Below are 15,245 nucleotides of genomic sequence, written 5' to 3' on the forward strand. Positions count from 1 at the left end.
CCCCGCCCCGCGCCAGCCGCCTTGTTGACGCAAGCCACTGAATCCCCCATAATTTCCGGCTCCGTTTTCCCGAATCCCGGCGATCGCCGGCATTCGCCGTTCAATTCCTTACCAGTTTCCAGGATTCCATCGTGGCCAACATCAAGTCCGCCAAGAAGCGCGCCAAGCAGACCGTCGTGCGCAACGCGCGCAACACGGCCCAGCGTTCGCAGCTGCGCACCGCCGTCAAGAAGGTCGTCAAGGCGCTCGACGCCAACGACGCCGCCGGCGCCGAAGCCGCCTTCGCCGTCGCCCAGCCGCTGCTCGACCGTTTCGGTTCGCGCGGCCTGATCCACAAGAACAAGGCCGCCCGCCACAAGAGCCGCCTGACCGCCCGCATCAAGGCGCTCAAGGCCGCCTGATCCGCGCACCGCGGTCGTTCCGAAAAACCCGGCGCAGGCCGGGTTTTTTGTTGGCTGCCCGGCCGGCCATGGGGCCAGCGAAGCCAAAACCAAACCCCTGTCATTTCGACCGAAGGGAGAAATCTGCTGTCCGACGCCGGGGAGGGAGATTTCTCCCTTCGGTCGAAATGACAAGGGCTTCGGTTGAAATGACAGGGATCGCGCTCGAGTTGACAGCGAGGCCTTCTGCCGGCTCATCGCGTGCCGGGCACCGGCCCCTTCAATTCGCATCGGACGCATCCGCGTCGCCCGCTTCCCCGGCCTCGCGCTCCGCGCGCCCCATCTCGTCCAGGTGCGCCTGCACCTTGAGCATCACCTCGCGTGTGCCCTCGTGCGCGAGGCCGGAGATGATGAACCACGGCGCACTCCAGCCGAGTTCGGACACGATGCGTTCGCCCAGTTCGCGGGCGTCGGCGGCGGGGATCAGGTCGGCCTTGTTGAGGAGCAGCCAGCGCGGCTTGTCGAGCAGGCCGGCGTCGAACTTTTCCAGCTCGCGCTCGATCGTGCGGATCTGCTCGACCGCGTCGCCGCCGTCCAGCGGCTCGATCTCGACCAGGTGCAGCAGCAGCCGCGTGCGCTGGATGTGGCGCAGGAACAGCGCGCCCAGCCCGGCGCCGTCGGCCGCGCCCTCGATCAACCCCGGGATGTCGGCGATGACGAAGCTGCGCGCCGGTTCCACGCTGACCACGCCGAGGTTCGGATACAGCGTGGTGAACGGATAGTCGGCCACCTTCGGCGTCGCCGCCGACACCGCGCGGATCAGCGTGCTCTTGCCGGCGTTGGGGAAGCCGAGCAGGCCGACGTCGGCCAGCAGCTTCAGCTCCAGCCGCAGCGTGCGCTCCTCGCCCGCCGTGCCCGGCGTCGACTGCCGCGGCGTGCGGTTGGTCGAGCTCTTGAAGTGCATGTTGCCCAGGCCACCCTTGCCGCCCTGCGCCACCAGCAGGCGTTCGCCGTGGCGGGTGAGGTCGCCGATCGCCTCGTCGGTGTCGACGTTGTGCACGACGGTGCCGGTGGGCACGGTGATGACCACGTCCTCGCCGCCCTTGCCGTACATCTGCCGGCCCATGCCGTTCTCGCCGCGCTGGGCGCGGAACTGCTTCTGGTGGCGGAAGTCGACCAGGGTATTGAGGTTCTCGTCGGCCACCAGCCACACGCTGCCGCCGTCGCCGCCGTCGCCGCCATCCGGCCCGCCCAGCGGAATGAACTTCTCGCGGCGGAAGCCCACGCAGCCGTTGCCGCCGTTGCCGGCGATGACGGTGATTTCAGCTTCGTCGACGAGTTTCATGGGGAGCCGTGATTGGTGATTGGTGATTGGTGATTTGAAAAAGCGGAAATATCGTACGTATGTGAAGTCTGGATGTGGATCGTCTCGCGTGGCGCGCCGGTAACGGGCCTTTGCTCTTTCGAATCACCAATCACCAATCACGAATCACCAACTCCTGCTCCACCAACGAAAAGCCCCGCGCGCGGCGGGGCTTTCGTCCGGCATGGCGCGAAGCTTACGCCTCGGCGACCACGCTCACGGTGCGGCGCTTCTTCGGACCCTTGGTCGAGAACTCGACCTTGCCGTCGACCAGCGCGAACAGCGTGTGGTCGCGGCCCAGGCCCACGCCCGGACCCGGATGGAACTGGGTGCCGCGCTGGCGGACGATGATGTTGCCGGCATCGATCGCCTGGCCGCCGTAGATCTTGACGCCGAGGTACTTCGGGTTGGAGTCGCGGCCGTTGCGCGAGGAACCTACGCCCTTTTTATGTGCCATGACTGCTGCTCCTTACTTCTTGCTGTCGCCACCGGCGATGCCGGTGATCTCGATTTCGGTGTAGTGCTGGCGATGTCCCTGCCGCTTCATGTGGTGCTTGCGACGGCGGAACTTGATGATGCGCACCTTGTCGGCGCGGCCGTGGCCGACGACCTTCGCGGTGACGCTGGCGCCCTTGAGCGCATCGCCGATCTTGATGCCGTCGCTGTCGCCGAGCATCAGGATGTTGTCGAACGTGATCTCGTTGCCGGCTTCGGCCTCGAGCTTCTCGACGCGGAGCGTTTCGCCCTGCGCCACGCGGTATTGCTTGCCGCCGGTGACCAGTACTGCGTACATGTGGAGCCTCGTATCGGTGTTGGTTCTGTAGTTATTCTTGGGTTCTGCCTGCCATCGAGGGCGGACAGAAGCGGAATTGTAGGGGATTCAGCGACTTGGGCGCAAGCCGCCCCCTGACCCGGCCCACCCGGGGTGGGGCCGCCTGCCTCAGGCGAGCCGCCAGGGCGGGTCGGCGAAGCGTTCGGCGAGGTAGTCGACGAAGGCCCGGACCCGCGGCGGCACCAGGGTCCGCCCGGGCATGACCGCGTGGATGCCGCTGGCCGGGACCGGATGGTCCGGCAGCACGACCCGCAGCCGCCCCTCGCGCAGGTCCCGGTGGACGTGCCAGGCCGAGTGCATGGCGATGCCGAGGCCGGCCAGCGCGGCATCGCGCAGCGCCTCGCCGTAGTTGCTCTCGAAGCGCCCCTGGACCCGGACGTCGACCGCCCGCCCGGCCGGATCCAGCAGCCGCCACACGTCCTGGAGGCCGTCGCGGCCGGTCAGCAGCACGCAGTCGTGCCGCGCGAGCTCGGCGGGCGTGGCCGGCATGCCGCGGCGGTGCAGGTAGTCCGGCGACGCGCACAGCAGCCGGTCGTTCACGGCGAGCTGGCGCGAGACCAGCGAGGAATCGTCGAGCCGGCCGATGCGGATCGCCAGGTCGTAGCCGGCGCCGATCAGGTCGGTGACGCGGTCGTCGAGGTCGAGGCTGACCCGCAGCCCCGGATGCGCGGCCAGGAATTCCGGCAGCAGCGGCGAGATGTACTGGCGGCCGAACGAGGCCGAGGCGGTGACGCGCAGCGTGCCCGCCACCTCGCCGCCCTGCTGCCTCAGGCGGCTGCCGAGCAGTTCCAGTTCCTCGACCAGCACCCGCCCCTCCTGCGCCAGCGCCAGCCCTTCCGGCGTCGGATGCAGGCGGCGCGTGGTCCGGTGCAGCAGGCGCACGCCGAGCTCGCGCTCCAGCCGCTTCAGCCGCTGGCTGGCCACCGCGACCGACAGGTCCAGCCGCCGGGCCGCGGCGCTGATCGAGCCCTGTTCGAGCACCTGCAGGAACAGGGCGATGTCGCCGACGCGATCCACGATTATCAATATTTCATTGAAATTGATTCGGAATTCTGCCCGTTTTTCCGAACAAGGCAATGGCGGACAGTGACGGCTCCCGCCCCCCTCCCTTGCTCGTCGTCCCCGCGAAGGCGGGGATCCAGTGTCTTTCAAGCCATTGAATCCAAATACAAAAGACACCGGGTTCCCGCCTTCGCGGCATTGCGCCCTTCACGGGTGGAATGACGTTGTTCATTTCCATGCCCACCGAAAGTCATCCTCCCCATGCCCTCTCCCCCATCCCCCCGCATGCCGCTCGCGGTCTACGCCCTGACCGCCGGCGCCTTCGGCATCGGCACCACCGAGTTCGTGATCATGGGCCTGCTGCTGCAGGTCGCCGCCGACCTGCAGGTCAGCCTGCCGCTGGCCGGGCTGCTGATCTCCGGCTACGCGCTGGGCGTGTTCGTCGGCGCGCCGCTGCTGACGCTGGCCACCGGCCGCCTGCCGCGCAAGACCGTGCTGGTGGCGCTGATGGTGGTGTTCACGCTCGGCAACCTCGCCTGTGCGCTGGCGCCGAACTACGCGCTGCTGATGGTCGCGCGCGTGGTCACGTCGCTGGCGCACGGCACCTTCTTCGGCGTCGGCGCGGTGGTCGCCACCGGGCTGGTCGCGGAGGAGCGCAAGGCCTCGGCGATCTCGGTGATGTTCACCGGCCTCACCGTCGCGACCCTGCTCGGCGTGCCGGCAGGCGCGTGGCTGGGATTGCACTACGGATGGCGTTCGACTTTCTGGGCCGTGGCGGCGATCGGCGTCATCGCCACGCTGGTGATCGCGACCCTGGTCCCTGCCGATCGCGACAGCCGCGATGCCACACGGCCGGACGTGCGCGCCGAACTCGCCGTCGTCGCGCGTACGCCGGTGCTGCTCGGCCTGCTGATGACCGTGCTCGGCTTCGGCGGCATGTTCGCGGTCTACACCTACATCCAGCCGCTGCTGACGCAGGTGACGGGATTCGCCGATGCGGCCATTTCGCCGATCCTGCTGGTGTTCGGCGTCGGCATGATCGCCGGCAACCTGCTCGGCGGACGGATCGCGGACCGCGGCGTGCCGCGCGCCCTGATGGCGACCCTGCTCGCGCTCACGATCGTGATGGGGCTGATGACGTTCGCGCTGCACAGCCCGTGGGCGATGGTGCTGTTCACCGGCCTGCTCGGCGCGGCCGCGTTCGCCACCGTCTCGCCGCTGCAGATGTGGGTGCTGCAGCGCGCGTCCGGCGCGCAGAATCTTGCTTCGAGCCTGAACATCGGCGCGTTCAACCTCGGCAACGCCTTCGGTGCCTGGCTCGGCGGCGCGGTGATCGCGCATGGCTTCGGCCTCGGGGCGCTGCCGTGGATCGGTGCGCTGGTGCCGCTGTCGGCGTTCGCCGTGGCGTGGATCGCGATCCGCGCGGAACGCGCACACAATGTCCTGCCCGCCTGCGCCGATGCCGCCCAGAGCGCATCCTGACATCCACCTCCCTCTTTCCCCGGGACCGCATCATGAAAGCCATCGCACTGACCCGCTACCTGCCGATCGACGACCCGCAATCGCTGCTCGACGTGGAGCTCGACACGCCTGTCGCCAGCGGGCGCGACCTGCTGGTGCGGGTCGAAGCCGTCTCGGTGAATCCGGTCGACACCAAGTTGCGCGCACCGAAGGCTCAGGTCGAGGCGCAGCCGAAGGTGCTCGGCTTCGATGCGGCCGGCGTGGTCGATGCAGTCGGGCCCGAGGTCACGCAGTTCAGGCCCGGTGACGCGGTGTACTACGCTGGCGACGTGACGCGTCCGGGCAGCAACGCGCAGTTCCAGCTCGTGGACGAGCGCCTGGTCGCACGCAAGCCGGCCTCGCTCGATTTCGCCGGGGCCGCCGCGCTGCCGCTGACCGCGATCACCGCCTGGGAGCTGTTGTTCGAGCGCATGGGCTATGCGCTCGAAGGCGGCGGCGAAGGCAGGTCGCTGCTGGTCATCGCCGGCGCCGGCGGCGTGGGTTCGATCGCGATCCAGCTGGCGAAGCTCGCCGGCTTCACCGTGATCGCCACCGCCTCGCGCGAGGACACGATCGCCTGGTGCCGCGAACTCGGCGCCGACCACGTCGTCGACCATCGCCAGCCGCTGGCGCCGCAGCTGCAGGCACTCGGCTTCGACGCGATAGACGCCGCGATCAACCTTGCCGACACCGACCGCTACTGGACCGAACTCGGCGAACTGCTCGCGCCGCAGGGGCACGTGGGCCTGATTGTGGAGCCGTCCGGCGCGCTGAAGATCGGCGACCCGTACAAGGCCAAGTGCATCGGCATCCACTGGGAAATGATGTTCGCGCGCCCGCGCTTCCGCACCGCCGACATGGGTGAACAGGGGCGCATCCTCGCGCGCGTGGCCGAACTGATCGACGCCGGCCGCCTGCGCGGCACGCTGCGCGAGACGCTGTCGCCGATCGATGCCGCCAACCTGCGCGAAGCGCATCGCCGGCTCGAATCCGGGCGCACGATCGGCAAGCTGGCGCTCGCGGGCTGGTAGTCGCCACAGGATCCACGCGGTCCCGTCGCGTCCACGCGGACCACTGGAACGATGTGGCCCGCGGCGGCGGCGGATCGTGGCTGCGGTTGCGGCGACAATGGCGCGCATGACCCTTCCCCCGCTCGCCGCACAACGCATGAGCAAGCTGCTGCTCGGCCTGTTCCTCTACGGCATCGCCATCAGCCTGATGGTGCGCGCCGGGCTGGGCGTCGCGCCGTGGGACGTGCTGACCCAGGGCATGGTGCGGCTCACCGGACTGTCGTTCGGCCTGCTCACCAACCTGATCGGCGTGGTCGTGCTGCTGGCGTGGTGGCCGCTGCGGCAGAAGCCGGGGCTGGGCACGGTGCTGAACGTGCTGCTGATCGGCCCCAGCGCGCAGTTCGGCTTGTGGCTGCTGCCGGATTTCGCGCTCTGGTGGCAGCAGTGGCTCGCCTTCGCGGCCGGCCTGTGGCTGCTGGCGCTGGCCACCGGGCTGTACATCGGCGCGCGCTTCGGCCCGGGCCCGCGCGACGGCTTGATGACCGGCCTGCACGCCCGCTTCGGCTGGCCGATCTGGGCGGTGCGCACCGCGATCGAGGGCTCGGTGCTGCTGGTCGGCTGGTGGCTGGGCGGCACGGTCGGCCTGGGGACGCTGGCCTTCGCGCTGCTGATCGGTCTGCTGGTCGGCCTGACCCTGCCCTGGTGCGATACCCGGCTGCCGGTCGCCGAACCGCAGGCCAGCCCCGCCTGATCCGGGCCCCGCGGCCGCAGCCGCGCGGGATGACGGCCCGGCGCTTGCCGGGAGACGGGTTTCGCGGCATCGTGCGCGCTCCATACGCCAGCGTATCCGGACATGACGGCCGCCAGCAGCGATCCCTCGACGCCCTACCCGCACCTGTTCCAGCCGCTCGACCTGGGCTTCACCACGCTGCGCAACCGCGTGCTGATGGGCTCGATGCACACCGGGCTGGAGGATCGCCGCCGCGATTTCCCGAAGCTGGCCGCCTATTTCGCCGAACGCGCGGCCGGCGGCGTGGCGCTGATCGTCACCGGCGGCTTCTCGCCGAACATGGAGGGCTGGCTGACGCCCTTCGCCAGCAAGCTCGGCTGGCCCTGGGAGGCGCGCAAGCATCGCCAGGTCACCGATGCCGTGCATGCACACGACGCGAAGATCTGCCTGCAGCTGCTGCACGCGGGCCGCTATGCCTACCACCCGCTGTCGGTGGCGCCGTCGAAGCTCAAGGCGCCGATCAATCCGTTCACGCCGCGGGCGCTGTCGGCGCGCGGCGTGGAGCGCACGATCGACGCCTACGCCACCGCCGCGAAGCTCGCGCGCGATGGCGGCTACGACGGCGTCGAGGTCATGGGTTCGGAGGGTTACCTGATCAACCAGTTCCTCAGCGCACGCAGCAACCGGCGCGATGACGGCTGGGGCGGCAGCGCGCGGAACCGCATGCGCTTCGCCACCGAGATCGTGCGCCGCGTGCGCGAGGCCTGCGGCCGCGACTTCATCATCGTCTACCGCCTGTCGATGCTGGAGCTGGTGCCGGAAGGCTCGGACTGGAACGAGATCGTGCAGCAGGCGCAGGCGATCGAGGCCGCCGGCGCGACACTCATCAACACCGGCATCGGCTGGCACGAGGCGCGCGTGCCGACGATCGCGACCTCGGTGCCGCGCGCGGCGTTCGCCGGCGTCACCGCGAAGCTGAAGCCGCACGTCTCGCTGCCGCTGGTGGCGACCAACCGCATCAACATGCCCGAGGTCGCCGAGCGCATCCTCGCCGGCGGCGGCGCGGACATGGTATCGATGGCGCGGCCGCTGCTCGCCGACCCGCAGTGGGTGGCGAAAGCGCGCGCCGGCGCGCCGCAGGCGATCAACACCTGCATCGCCTGCAACCAGGCCTGCCTCGACCACGTGTTCCAGAAGAAGACGGCGAGCTGTCTGGTGAACCCACGCGCCTGCGCGGAGACCGAACTCAACTACCTGCCGACGCATGCGCCCAGGCGCATCGCCGTGGTCGGCGCCGGCCCCGCGGGCCTGGCCTGCGCGACGGTCGCGGCGCAGCGCGGGCATCGCGTGGTGCTGTTCGATCGCGCCGGCGAGATCGGCGGGCAATTCAATCTCGCGAAGAAGATTCCCGGCAAGGAGGAGTTCCACGAGACGCTGCGCTGGTTCGGCCATCGCATCGCCGAGACCGGCGTCGAGCTGCGGCTTTCGACCGAGGCGACGGCCGAAGCACTTTCGGAGTTCGAAGAAGTCGTGCTCGCCACCGGCGTGGTGCCGCGCGCGGTCGATTTCGCCGGGCACGACCATCCCAGGGTCGTCGGCTATCTCGACGTGCTGCGCGGCGACGTGGTGCCGGGACGACGCGTGGCCATCGTCGGCGCCGGCGGCATCGGTTTCGACGTCGGCGAATTCCTCGTCCAGCAAGCGCCCTCGCCCACGCTCGACGTCGCGGCGTGGATGCGCGAATGGGGCGTGGACCCGCGCTTCGAGAGCGCCGGCGGACTGCTGCCGCCGCGCGTCGAACCGTCGCCGCGCCAGGTCTGGCTGCTCCAGCGCAGCCCCGGCAAACCCGGTGCGCGGCTGGGCAAGACCACCGGCTGGATCCACCGCAGCACGCTCAAGCACAAGGGCGTGCGCATGATCGGCGGCGTCGAGTACGTCGCCGTCGACGACGAGGGCTTCCACCTGCGCGTCGACGGACAGCCGCAGCTGCTGCCCGTGGACCACGTCGTGGTCTGCGCCGGCCAGGAGCCGCATCGCGACCTGCTGGCCCCGCTGCAGGCCGCCGGCCGCCCGGTGCACCTGATCGGCGGCGCCGACGTGGCCGCCGAACTCGACGCCAAGCGCGCAATCGCGCAGGCCAGCCGCCTGGCGGCCACGCTTTGAGGGAACCTCCGGGAAACCTTGAATCTGTCATTGAAACCTTGAATCTGTCATTTCGAACGCAGTGAGAAATCTTGCTTTTCCAGCATCTGGATTGACCAGCTTCGCTGTTGTAAAGCGCTTCTCGCTGCGCTCGAAATGACAGTTATTTGGCGGCCGCTGTTCTCCTGACCCCGACTCTCCGGTTTCCCCGCCAAGCCATTGATTTTCCGCACTGCAGCATTGAATTCCGGAGCAAAAACTCCAATCGAATCATCCACTTCCTGACCCGCATTCAGGAACGATTCGGTTCCGCCCCCGTACCGTGCGCGCACCTTTCCCGCCCCTCGATTTGGCGGGAGCCGGCCCGAGCCGCCTTCCTGCGGACTTCGGCGCCCGGGCAAAAGCGCCTGAGAGTCGCTGCCCTCCCCAATACGCCATGTCCGATCTCCGCCGCCGACGGCGTCGTCTCCCGCAGGGGATGCGCGCACGGCAGCGACCGGGCGCAACGGAGCAAGGAGTTCCCCGATGAAACTGGCCTGGATCCTGTGGTTGGCCTCGCTGATGTCGCCGCAGGCCGCCGATTCGCTGTGCCTGAGCACGACCGTGTACCTCGAGGCCCGCAACCAGTCCGTCCGCGGCCAGCAGGCCGTGGCCGAGGTCGCCCTGCGCCGCGAGGAAAGTGGCCTGTGGGGCGAGTCGATGTGCGAGGTGGTCACCGCGCGCAAGCAGTTCGCGCCGACCATCGTCTCGCCGCGCACGCGCATGCAGAACACCGAGGCCTGGGCGCAGGCGGTGAGCATCGCGATCGAGTCCGAGCAGAACTGGGCGCTGCCGGCCGGCGAACGCAAGGAGATCGTGCCCGGCGCCAGCCACTTCATGGCCCACGACATCGCCGCGCCGAGCTGGCGCAACGCCTACCAGGTAGCGACGATCGGCGACCACACCTTCCTCAGGGTGCAGAAGCTCAAGCCGCGCAAGGGCTGAGCGGACAACGGCCGCGGCACGGGCCGTTCCACTGCCGTCATCGCGCCGCCACGCGGCGCCCGGCATCATGGCGCTCCCTTTTCCGAGGAGATCGCGCATGAAGCTGTACTCGTCCCCCGGCGCCTGCTCGCTGGCCGACCACATCGTGCTGCAGTGGACCGGCGCTTCGTTCGAAGTGCAGCTGGTCACTCGCGAAGAGCGCAAATCGCCTACCTTCCTCGAGCTCAATCCGGCCGGCGCAGTGCCGGTGTTCGAGGACGACGGCTGGGTACTGACCCAGAACGCGGCGATCCTCAACTATCTCGCCGACACCTTCCCGCAGGCGAAGCTCGCCGGCGACGGCACGCCGCGCTCGCGCGCGGAAGTGAACCGCTGGCTGTCCTTCCTCAACGCCGACGTGCATCCCGCGTTCCACCCGCTCTTCGGCACCACCGCCTATCTCGGCGAGGAGGCAGCGGCGAAGACGAAGGACGCGGCGGCGAAGAAGCTGCGCGGATATTTCGAGCGGCTCGATGCGCAACTCGCAGGCAGGGACTGGCTGACCGGCAGCCGTTCGATCGCCGACCCCTACCTGTACGTCGAACTGCGCTGGGCGCAGAAGCTGGGCCTGAACCTGTCCGGGCTCGACAACCTGGCCGCCTTCCGTGTCCGCATGGACGCCGACCCGGGCGTGCGCGCGGCGCTGGAGGCCGAAGGCCTCGGCTGAAGCATGCACGATGCGGCAGGAGCGCCTTCAGGCGCGACCTGCCGAACGTGACGGATCACGCCTGAAGGCGCTCCTGCAGCGGCTGATCGGTATCAGGCCGCCGCAGCGGCGATTTCGGCCGCGGCGCGGATGCGCTCGATGGTCGACGCGGCGCCCTGCATGCTGGTCTTCTTGGCCAGCGCCGACTGCAGCTCCGGCAGCAGCGCCTCGAGCGAGGCATCGTCCACCGCACGCTCGAGCTTGAGCTGGAAGAAGTAGCCGCGCACGCCGAGCTGCTCGCGCACGATGTCGGTCATCAGCGCGTACAGGATGCCGTAGCGGTTGTTGCTGCCGTCGCCGGCATTGGCCACCGGCTCGTTGGCCGGCTCCCCGATCGACGGTCGCGCCGTGGCGGCGTCGCCCGAGATCAGCTGCAGCGACAGCAGCTGCTGCAGCGCGTCTTCCGGTGCATGCAGCCGCTTGGCGAGTTCCTGCAGTTCGGCGTAGGTCCTGCGCCCGTCGACCAGCAGCAGCAGCGAACGCAGTCCGCCCTGCAGCTTGCGGCTGCGGCTTTCGATCTCGGCTCGCCCCAGTTCGGTCTTTTCCGGCATTGCCTGAAGTTGCATGTCGCCCTCTCCCCGATCACGCGTTCCCAGTGCGGAAGAATCACGCATATTTCGTACCAGCACTCGGGCCGGCGGCGGGAATCGGCGGAATTGGCGGCAAATCCGCGACATTTGTCACGGATATCTGGCCACCCGGTGGCCAGACACCGGAGGCGTCGGCCCGCACGCCAGGCGAGCGGCCGCTTCGGCAGGGGAAATACGCACGGGATGCGCCGCCCGCAACTGCCCATCAGCGTCAGGTTTGGGCGCTCAGTTGCGTATCGGTCGCGCAGGCCCCGCCGCCGGCCCGTAGGCGCCTGAAGGCGCTCCACAGGCTTGGAGGGGCGTGGCCTCAGCTCCCCGCTTCCGGACCACGCGCCAGCGCGCGCTTCACTTCCTCCAGCGCATTGGGATCGTCGAGCGTCGACAGGTCGCCGGGATCGCGCGCCTCCGCCAGCGCCTGCAGCGAACGCCGCAGCAGCTTGCCCGAACGCGTCTTCGGCAAGGCGTTGACGACGTAGACGCGCGACGGCCGCGCCACCGCGCCGAGCTGGTCGGCCACGGTCTGCAGCATCTGCGCCGCGGTTTCGCGCTCGTCCGCGTCCGCGCCGGGTAGTGGCTTCAGGGTCGCGAACACGACCGGCACCTGCCCCTTCACCGCGTCCTGCACGCCGATCACCGCGGCCTCGGCCACGCCCGGGTGGCTCGACACCGATTCCTCGATCTCGCGCGTGCCCAGCCGGTGCCCGGCGACGTTGATCACGTCGTCGGTGCGGCCGAGGATGAAGGTGTAGCCGTCGCCGTCGCGGATCGCCCAGTCGAGCGAGCTGTACAGCGGTTCCCTGAAATGGCTGAAGTAGCTGGCGACGAAGCGCTCGTCGTTGTTCCAGACCGTGCTCAGGCAGCCCGGCGGCAGCGGCGGCTGCAGCACCAGCACGCCCTTCTCGCCCACGCCCGCGTCCTCGCCGGTGTTCTCGTCGATCACGCGGACGTCGTAGCCGGGCGCGGGGAATCCCGGCGACCCCAGCCGCACAGGCTTGAGCTCCACGCCCGGCATCAGCGTGAGCACCGGCCAGCCGGTCTCGGTCTGCCAGTAGTTGTCGATGACGGTCTTGCCGAGGCTTTCGCTGATCCACTGCGCGGTCGGTTCGTCCAGCGGCTCGCCGGCGAGGAACAGGTACTGCAGCTTCGACAGGTCGTGCTTCTTCAGCCAGGAGGCGTCCTGCTTCTTCAGCACGCGCACCGCGGTCGGCGAGGAGAACATGGTGCGCACGCCGTATTGCTCGCAGATCTTCCACCAGATGCCGGGATCCGGCGCGGTCGGCAGGCCTTCGTAGAGGATCGAGGTCGCGCCGGCGATCAGCGGGCCGTACACGTTGTACGAATGCCCCACCACCCAGCCGATGTCGGAGGTGGAGAAGAACGCCTGCCCCGCGCGCACGTCGTAGATCGACCACATCGACAGCGCCAGCGCCACCGCGTAGCCGCCGACGTCGCGCTGCACGCCCTTGGGCTTGCCGGTCGTGCCGGAGGTATAGAGGATGTAGCTCGGCTCGTTGGATTCCAGCCACACCACCGGCACCTGCGCGTCCGCGTGCGCCTCGCGCAGCGGGCCGTACGCCAGGTCGCGGCCGGGCTGCATCGGCAGTTCGCCCGCCAGCCCGCGGTTGACCACCAGCACGTGCGCGGGCGGATGCTGCGCGCGCGCCAGCGCCTCGTCGACCAGCGGCTTGAAGGCGATCACCTTGCCGCCGCGGATGCCCGCGTCCGCGCAGACCAGCACTTTCGGCTGCGCGTCGTCGATGCGCAGCGCCAGGTTGAGCGAGGCGAAGCCGCCGAACACCACCGAGTGGATCGCGCCGATGCGCGCGCAGGCCAGCATCGCGATCGCCGCATCGACGGTATGCGGCATGTAGACCACCACGCGATCGCCCTGGCCCACGCCGAGCGACTGCAGCACCGACGCGAACGCGTTCACCTCGCGGTGCAGTTCGCGGAAACTCAGTTCGCGGACGCTGCCGGTCTCGGTCGAATAGCCGACCAGCGCCAGCTGGTCGCCGCGTTCATCCAGGTGGCGATCGACCGCGTTGTGGCAGAGGTTGGTCTCGCCGCCGACGAACCATTTGCGGAACGGCGGGTTCGAGTAGTCGAGGATGTGTTGCGGCGGCTTGTGCCAGTGGATGGCCTTGGCCTGCTCGGCCCAGAAGCCCTCGGGGTCCTCGATGGACCAGCGATGGAACTCGTCGTAACGCATGTTCCCTGCCTCCCACGGTGGGTGCCCGAAGGCTAGACCCGGGACACGGGGGATGCGTTAAGACGTTCGTCGTACGGGCGGAAAGGTGCTTGAAATTCAGTGGATTGTGGCGCTTTTCCGACATGTTGACCGTCGCGATCAACGGCGTTGATTGCATCGATCAATCCTGTCGATGCGCGGGACGCGAGGCACCTGCTCCGGCAACGCAGGTCGGGGCGACGCCCCCGATGCCTGCTCCGGCAACGTAGGTCGGGGCTACGCCCCCGACGCCCGGGCATCGTTGCGGTTCGAGCGTCGGGGACGTAGCCCCGACCTACGGGCGTGCATGCGAAAACGCCGGGGAGTCCCCGGCGCTTTCGTCTCGTGCAGGTGGCGGCGAAGCTTCAGAGCAGGTGCGCGACGCCGCTGCGCTCTTCCTCCAGCTCGGCCAGCGTCTTGTCGATCGCCTTCTGGCTGAAGTCGTCGATCGGCAGGTCCTTCACCAGCGTGTACTTGCCGTTCTCGGTGGTCACCGGGAAGCCGAAGATCACGCCTTCCGGGATGCCGTAGGCGCCGTCGGACGGGATGCCCATCGTCACCCACTTGCCGTTGCTGCCCAGCACCCAGTCGTGGACGTGGTCGATGGCGGCGTTGGCGGCCGAAGCCGCCGAGGACAGGCCGCGCGCCTCGATGATCGCGGCGCCGCGCTTGCCGACCTTGGGGATGAATTCGTTGGCGTTCCAGTCGGCGTCGTTGATCCTGTCCTTGAGCGCTTCGCCGCCGACGGTGGCGAAGCGGTAGTCGGGATACATCGTCGGGCTGTGGTTGCCCCACACGACCAGCTTCTCGATCTCGCCCACCGCCACGCCGGCCTTGCCCGCGAGCTGGCTGAGCGCGCGGTTGTGGTCCAGGCGCAGCATCGCGGTGAAGTTCTTCGGGTCGAGGTCCGGCGCCGACTTCATCGCGATGTAGGCATTGGTGTTGGCCGGGTTGCCGACCACCAGCACCTTGACGTCGCGCGAGGCGACCTTGTTCAGCGCCGCGCCCTGGGCGGTGAAGATCTTGGCGTTCTCGAGCAGGAGATCCTTGCGTTCCATGCCCGGGCCGCGCGGACGCGCGCCGACCAGCAGGGCGACGTCGGCGTCCTTGAACGCGATTTCCGGATCGTCGGTGCCGACGACGCCGGCCAGCAGCGGGAACGCGCAGTCCTCCAGCTCCATGATCACGCCCCTGAGCGCGGCCTGGGCCTTGTCGATCGGCAGTTCCAGCAGCTGCAGGATCACCGGCTGGTCCTTGCCCAGCATCTCGCCCGAGGCGATGCGGAACAGCAGGGCGTAGCCGATCTGGCCGGCGGCGCCGGTGACTGCGACTCGAACGGGAGCTTTCATTGGCATGTCCTCTTCAACGTGGGGATCAAACTAGTAGACGCGATAGCCGAGCGGTATCAGCTTTTCGTCCAAGGCCGCGGTGTCGTAGCCGCGGACGACCGACTGGCCGATGACGGTCACCGGCACGCCCTTTGCGCGCAGCGCCTGCATCGCGCGGTCGCCCTCGGGCGTGTCGACGTCGAGCACGCGGTAGCGCACCTGCGCGCGTTCGAACTCGGCCTGCTGCCTGCGGCAGTAGCCGCACCAGTCGGCCGCAAGCATGACGATGCGCTCGTCGCCGGTCAGCGTGCGCGGGTCGTCGGGATGCAGCGGCTGCTCGCCGGCGCCGCGGAAATGGAAGTACGCGCCCGCGAGTCCGACCAGCAGCAGCAAACCCAGTGCGCGCATCCGC

General features: G+C 68.9%; 15 protein-coding genes. 7 read left to right on the forward strand and 8 right to left on the reverse strand.

Features of this window, described 5'->3' with window-relative positions:
- Positions 1–131 precede the first annotated feature (131 nt).
- A complete protein-coding gene (gene rpsT, locus FQY83_RS09440; RefSeq protein ID WP_133320480.1) occupies positions 132–401 on the forward strand; it encodes a 30S ribosomal protein S20 in 270 nt (89 codons plus the stop codon).
- Positions 402–660: 259 nt separating this feature from the next.
- Here the strand turns inward: rpsT and cgtA are convergent, their stop codons facing one another.
- From cgtA to FQY83_RS09460, 4 genes are all read right to left on the reverse strand, one after another.
- Entirely contained in the window at positions 661–1,725 is a 1,065-nt protein-coding gene (cgtA, locus tag FQY83_RS09445) for an Obg family GTPase CgtA (RefSeq protein WP_146387372.1), read from the reverse strand.
- 214 nt (positions 1,726–1,939) lie between these two features.
- Positions 1,940–2,200: a 50S ribosomal protein L27 gene (rpmA, locus tag FQY83_RS09450; RefSeq protein WP_146387374.1), complete on the reverse strand. Its 261-nt coding sequence runs from the start codon at positions 2,198–2,200 to the stop codon at positions 1,940–1,942.
- 12 nt (positions 2,201–2,212) lie between these two features.
- Positions 2,213–2,536, reverse strand: coding sequence for a 50S ribosomal protein L21 (rplU, locus tag FQY83_RS09455; protein ID WP_146387376.1), 324 nt, complete (start codon positions 2,534–2,536; stop codon positions 2,213–2,215).
- A gap of 147 nt (positions 2,537–2,683) precedes the next feature.
- On the reverse strand, positions 2,684–3,592 hold the full coding sequence (locus tag FQY83_RS09460) for a LysR family transcriptional regulator (protein WP_146387378.1): 909 nt from the start codon (positions 3,590–3,592) through the stop codon (positions 2,684–2,686).
- Between the two features lie 237 nt (positions 3,593–3,829).
- Between FQY83_RS09460 and FQY83_RS09465 the strand changes: the two genes are divergently transcribed.
- From FQY83_RS09465 to FQY83_RS09490, 6 genes are all read left to right on the forward strand, one after another.
- Entirely contained in the window at positions 3,830–5,059 is a 1,230-nt protein-coding gene (locus tag FQY83_RS09465) for an MFS transporter (RefSeq protein ID WP_425478643.1), read from the forward strand.
- Positions 5,060–5,091: 32 nt separating this feature from the next.
- Complete coding sequence (locus FQY83_RS09470; protein ID WP_146387382.1) at positions 5,092–6,108, forward strand: zinc-binding alcohol dehydrogenase family protein; 1,017 nt, start codon at positions 5,092–5,094, stop codon at positions 6,106–6,108.
- 106 nt (positions 6,109–6,214) lie between these two features.
- The gene (yczE, locus tag FQY83_RS09475) at positions 6,215–6,838 is read left to right on the forward strand and encodes a membrane protein YczE (protein WP_146387384.1); all 624 of its coding nucleotides are present in this window, start codon (positions 6,215–6,217) and stop codon (positions 6,836–6,838) included.
- 102 nt (positions 6,839–6,940) lie between these two features.
- Positions 6,941–8,980, forward strand: coding sequence for an NADPH-dependent 2,4-dienoyl-CoA reductase (locus FQY83_RS09480; RefSeq protein ID WP_146387386.1), 2,040 nt, complete (start codon positions 6,941–6,943; stop codon positions 8,978–8,980).
- A 504-nt stretch (positions 8,981–9,484) separates the two neighbouring features.
- Entirely contained in the window at positions 9,485–9,943 is a 459-nt protein-coding gene (locus tag FQY83_RS09485; RefSeq protein ID WP_146387388.1) for a cell wall hydrolase, read from the forward strand.
- Positions 9,944–10,040: 97 nt separating this feature from the next.
- Positions 10,041–10,649 carry a glutathione S-transferase family protein gene (locus tag FQY83_RS09490; RefSeq protein ID WP_146387390.1) on the forward strand — a complete coding sequence of 203 codons (609 nt, stop codon included), beginning with the start codon at positions 10,041–10,043 and terminating at the stop codon, positions 10,647–10,649.
- A gap of 92 nt (positions 10,650–10,741) precedes the next feature.
- On the opposite strand, the gene FQY83_RS09495 is transcribed toward FQY83_RS09490, so the two are convergent.
- The 4 genes from FQY83_RS09495 to FQY83_RS09510 form a co-directional block, all read right to left on the reverse strand.
- A complete protein-coding gene (locus tag FQY83_RS09495) occupies positions 10,742–11,254 on the reverse strand; it encodes a hypothetical protein (RefSeq protein ID WP_192906688.1) in 513 nt (170 codons plus the stop codon).
- 331 nt (positions 11,255–11,585) lie between these two features.
- On the reverse strand, positions 11,586–13,487 hold the full coding sequence (gene prpE, locus FQY83_RS09500; RefSeq protein ID WP_146387392.1) for a propionate--CoA ligase: 1,902 nt from the start codon (positions 13,485–13,487) through the stop codon (positions 11,586–11,588).
- Positions 13,488–13,870: 383 nt separating this feature from the next.
- Positions 13,871–14,854, reverse strand: a complete 984-nt coding sequence (locus FQY83_RS09505) for a malate dehydrogenase (RefSeq protein WP_146387394.1) — start codon at positions 14,852–14,854, stop codon at positions 13,871–13,873.
- Between the two features lie 30 nt (positions 14,855–14,884).
- Positions 14,885–15,241 carry a glutaredoxin family protein gene (locus FQY83_RS09510; RefSeq protein WP_146387397.1) on the reverse strand — a complete coding sequence of 119 codons (357 nt, stop codon included), beginning with the start codon at positions 15,239–15,241 and terminating at the stop codon, positions 14,885–14,887.
- Positions 15,242–15,245: the final 4 nt, after the last annotated feature.

It is taken from the genome of Luteimonas marina, assembly GCF_007859325.1.
Taxonomy (GTDB): domain Bacteria; phylum Pseudomonadota; class Gammaproteobacteria; order Xanthomonadales; family Xanthomonadaceae; genus Luteimonas; species Luteimonas marina.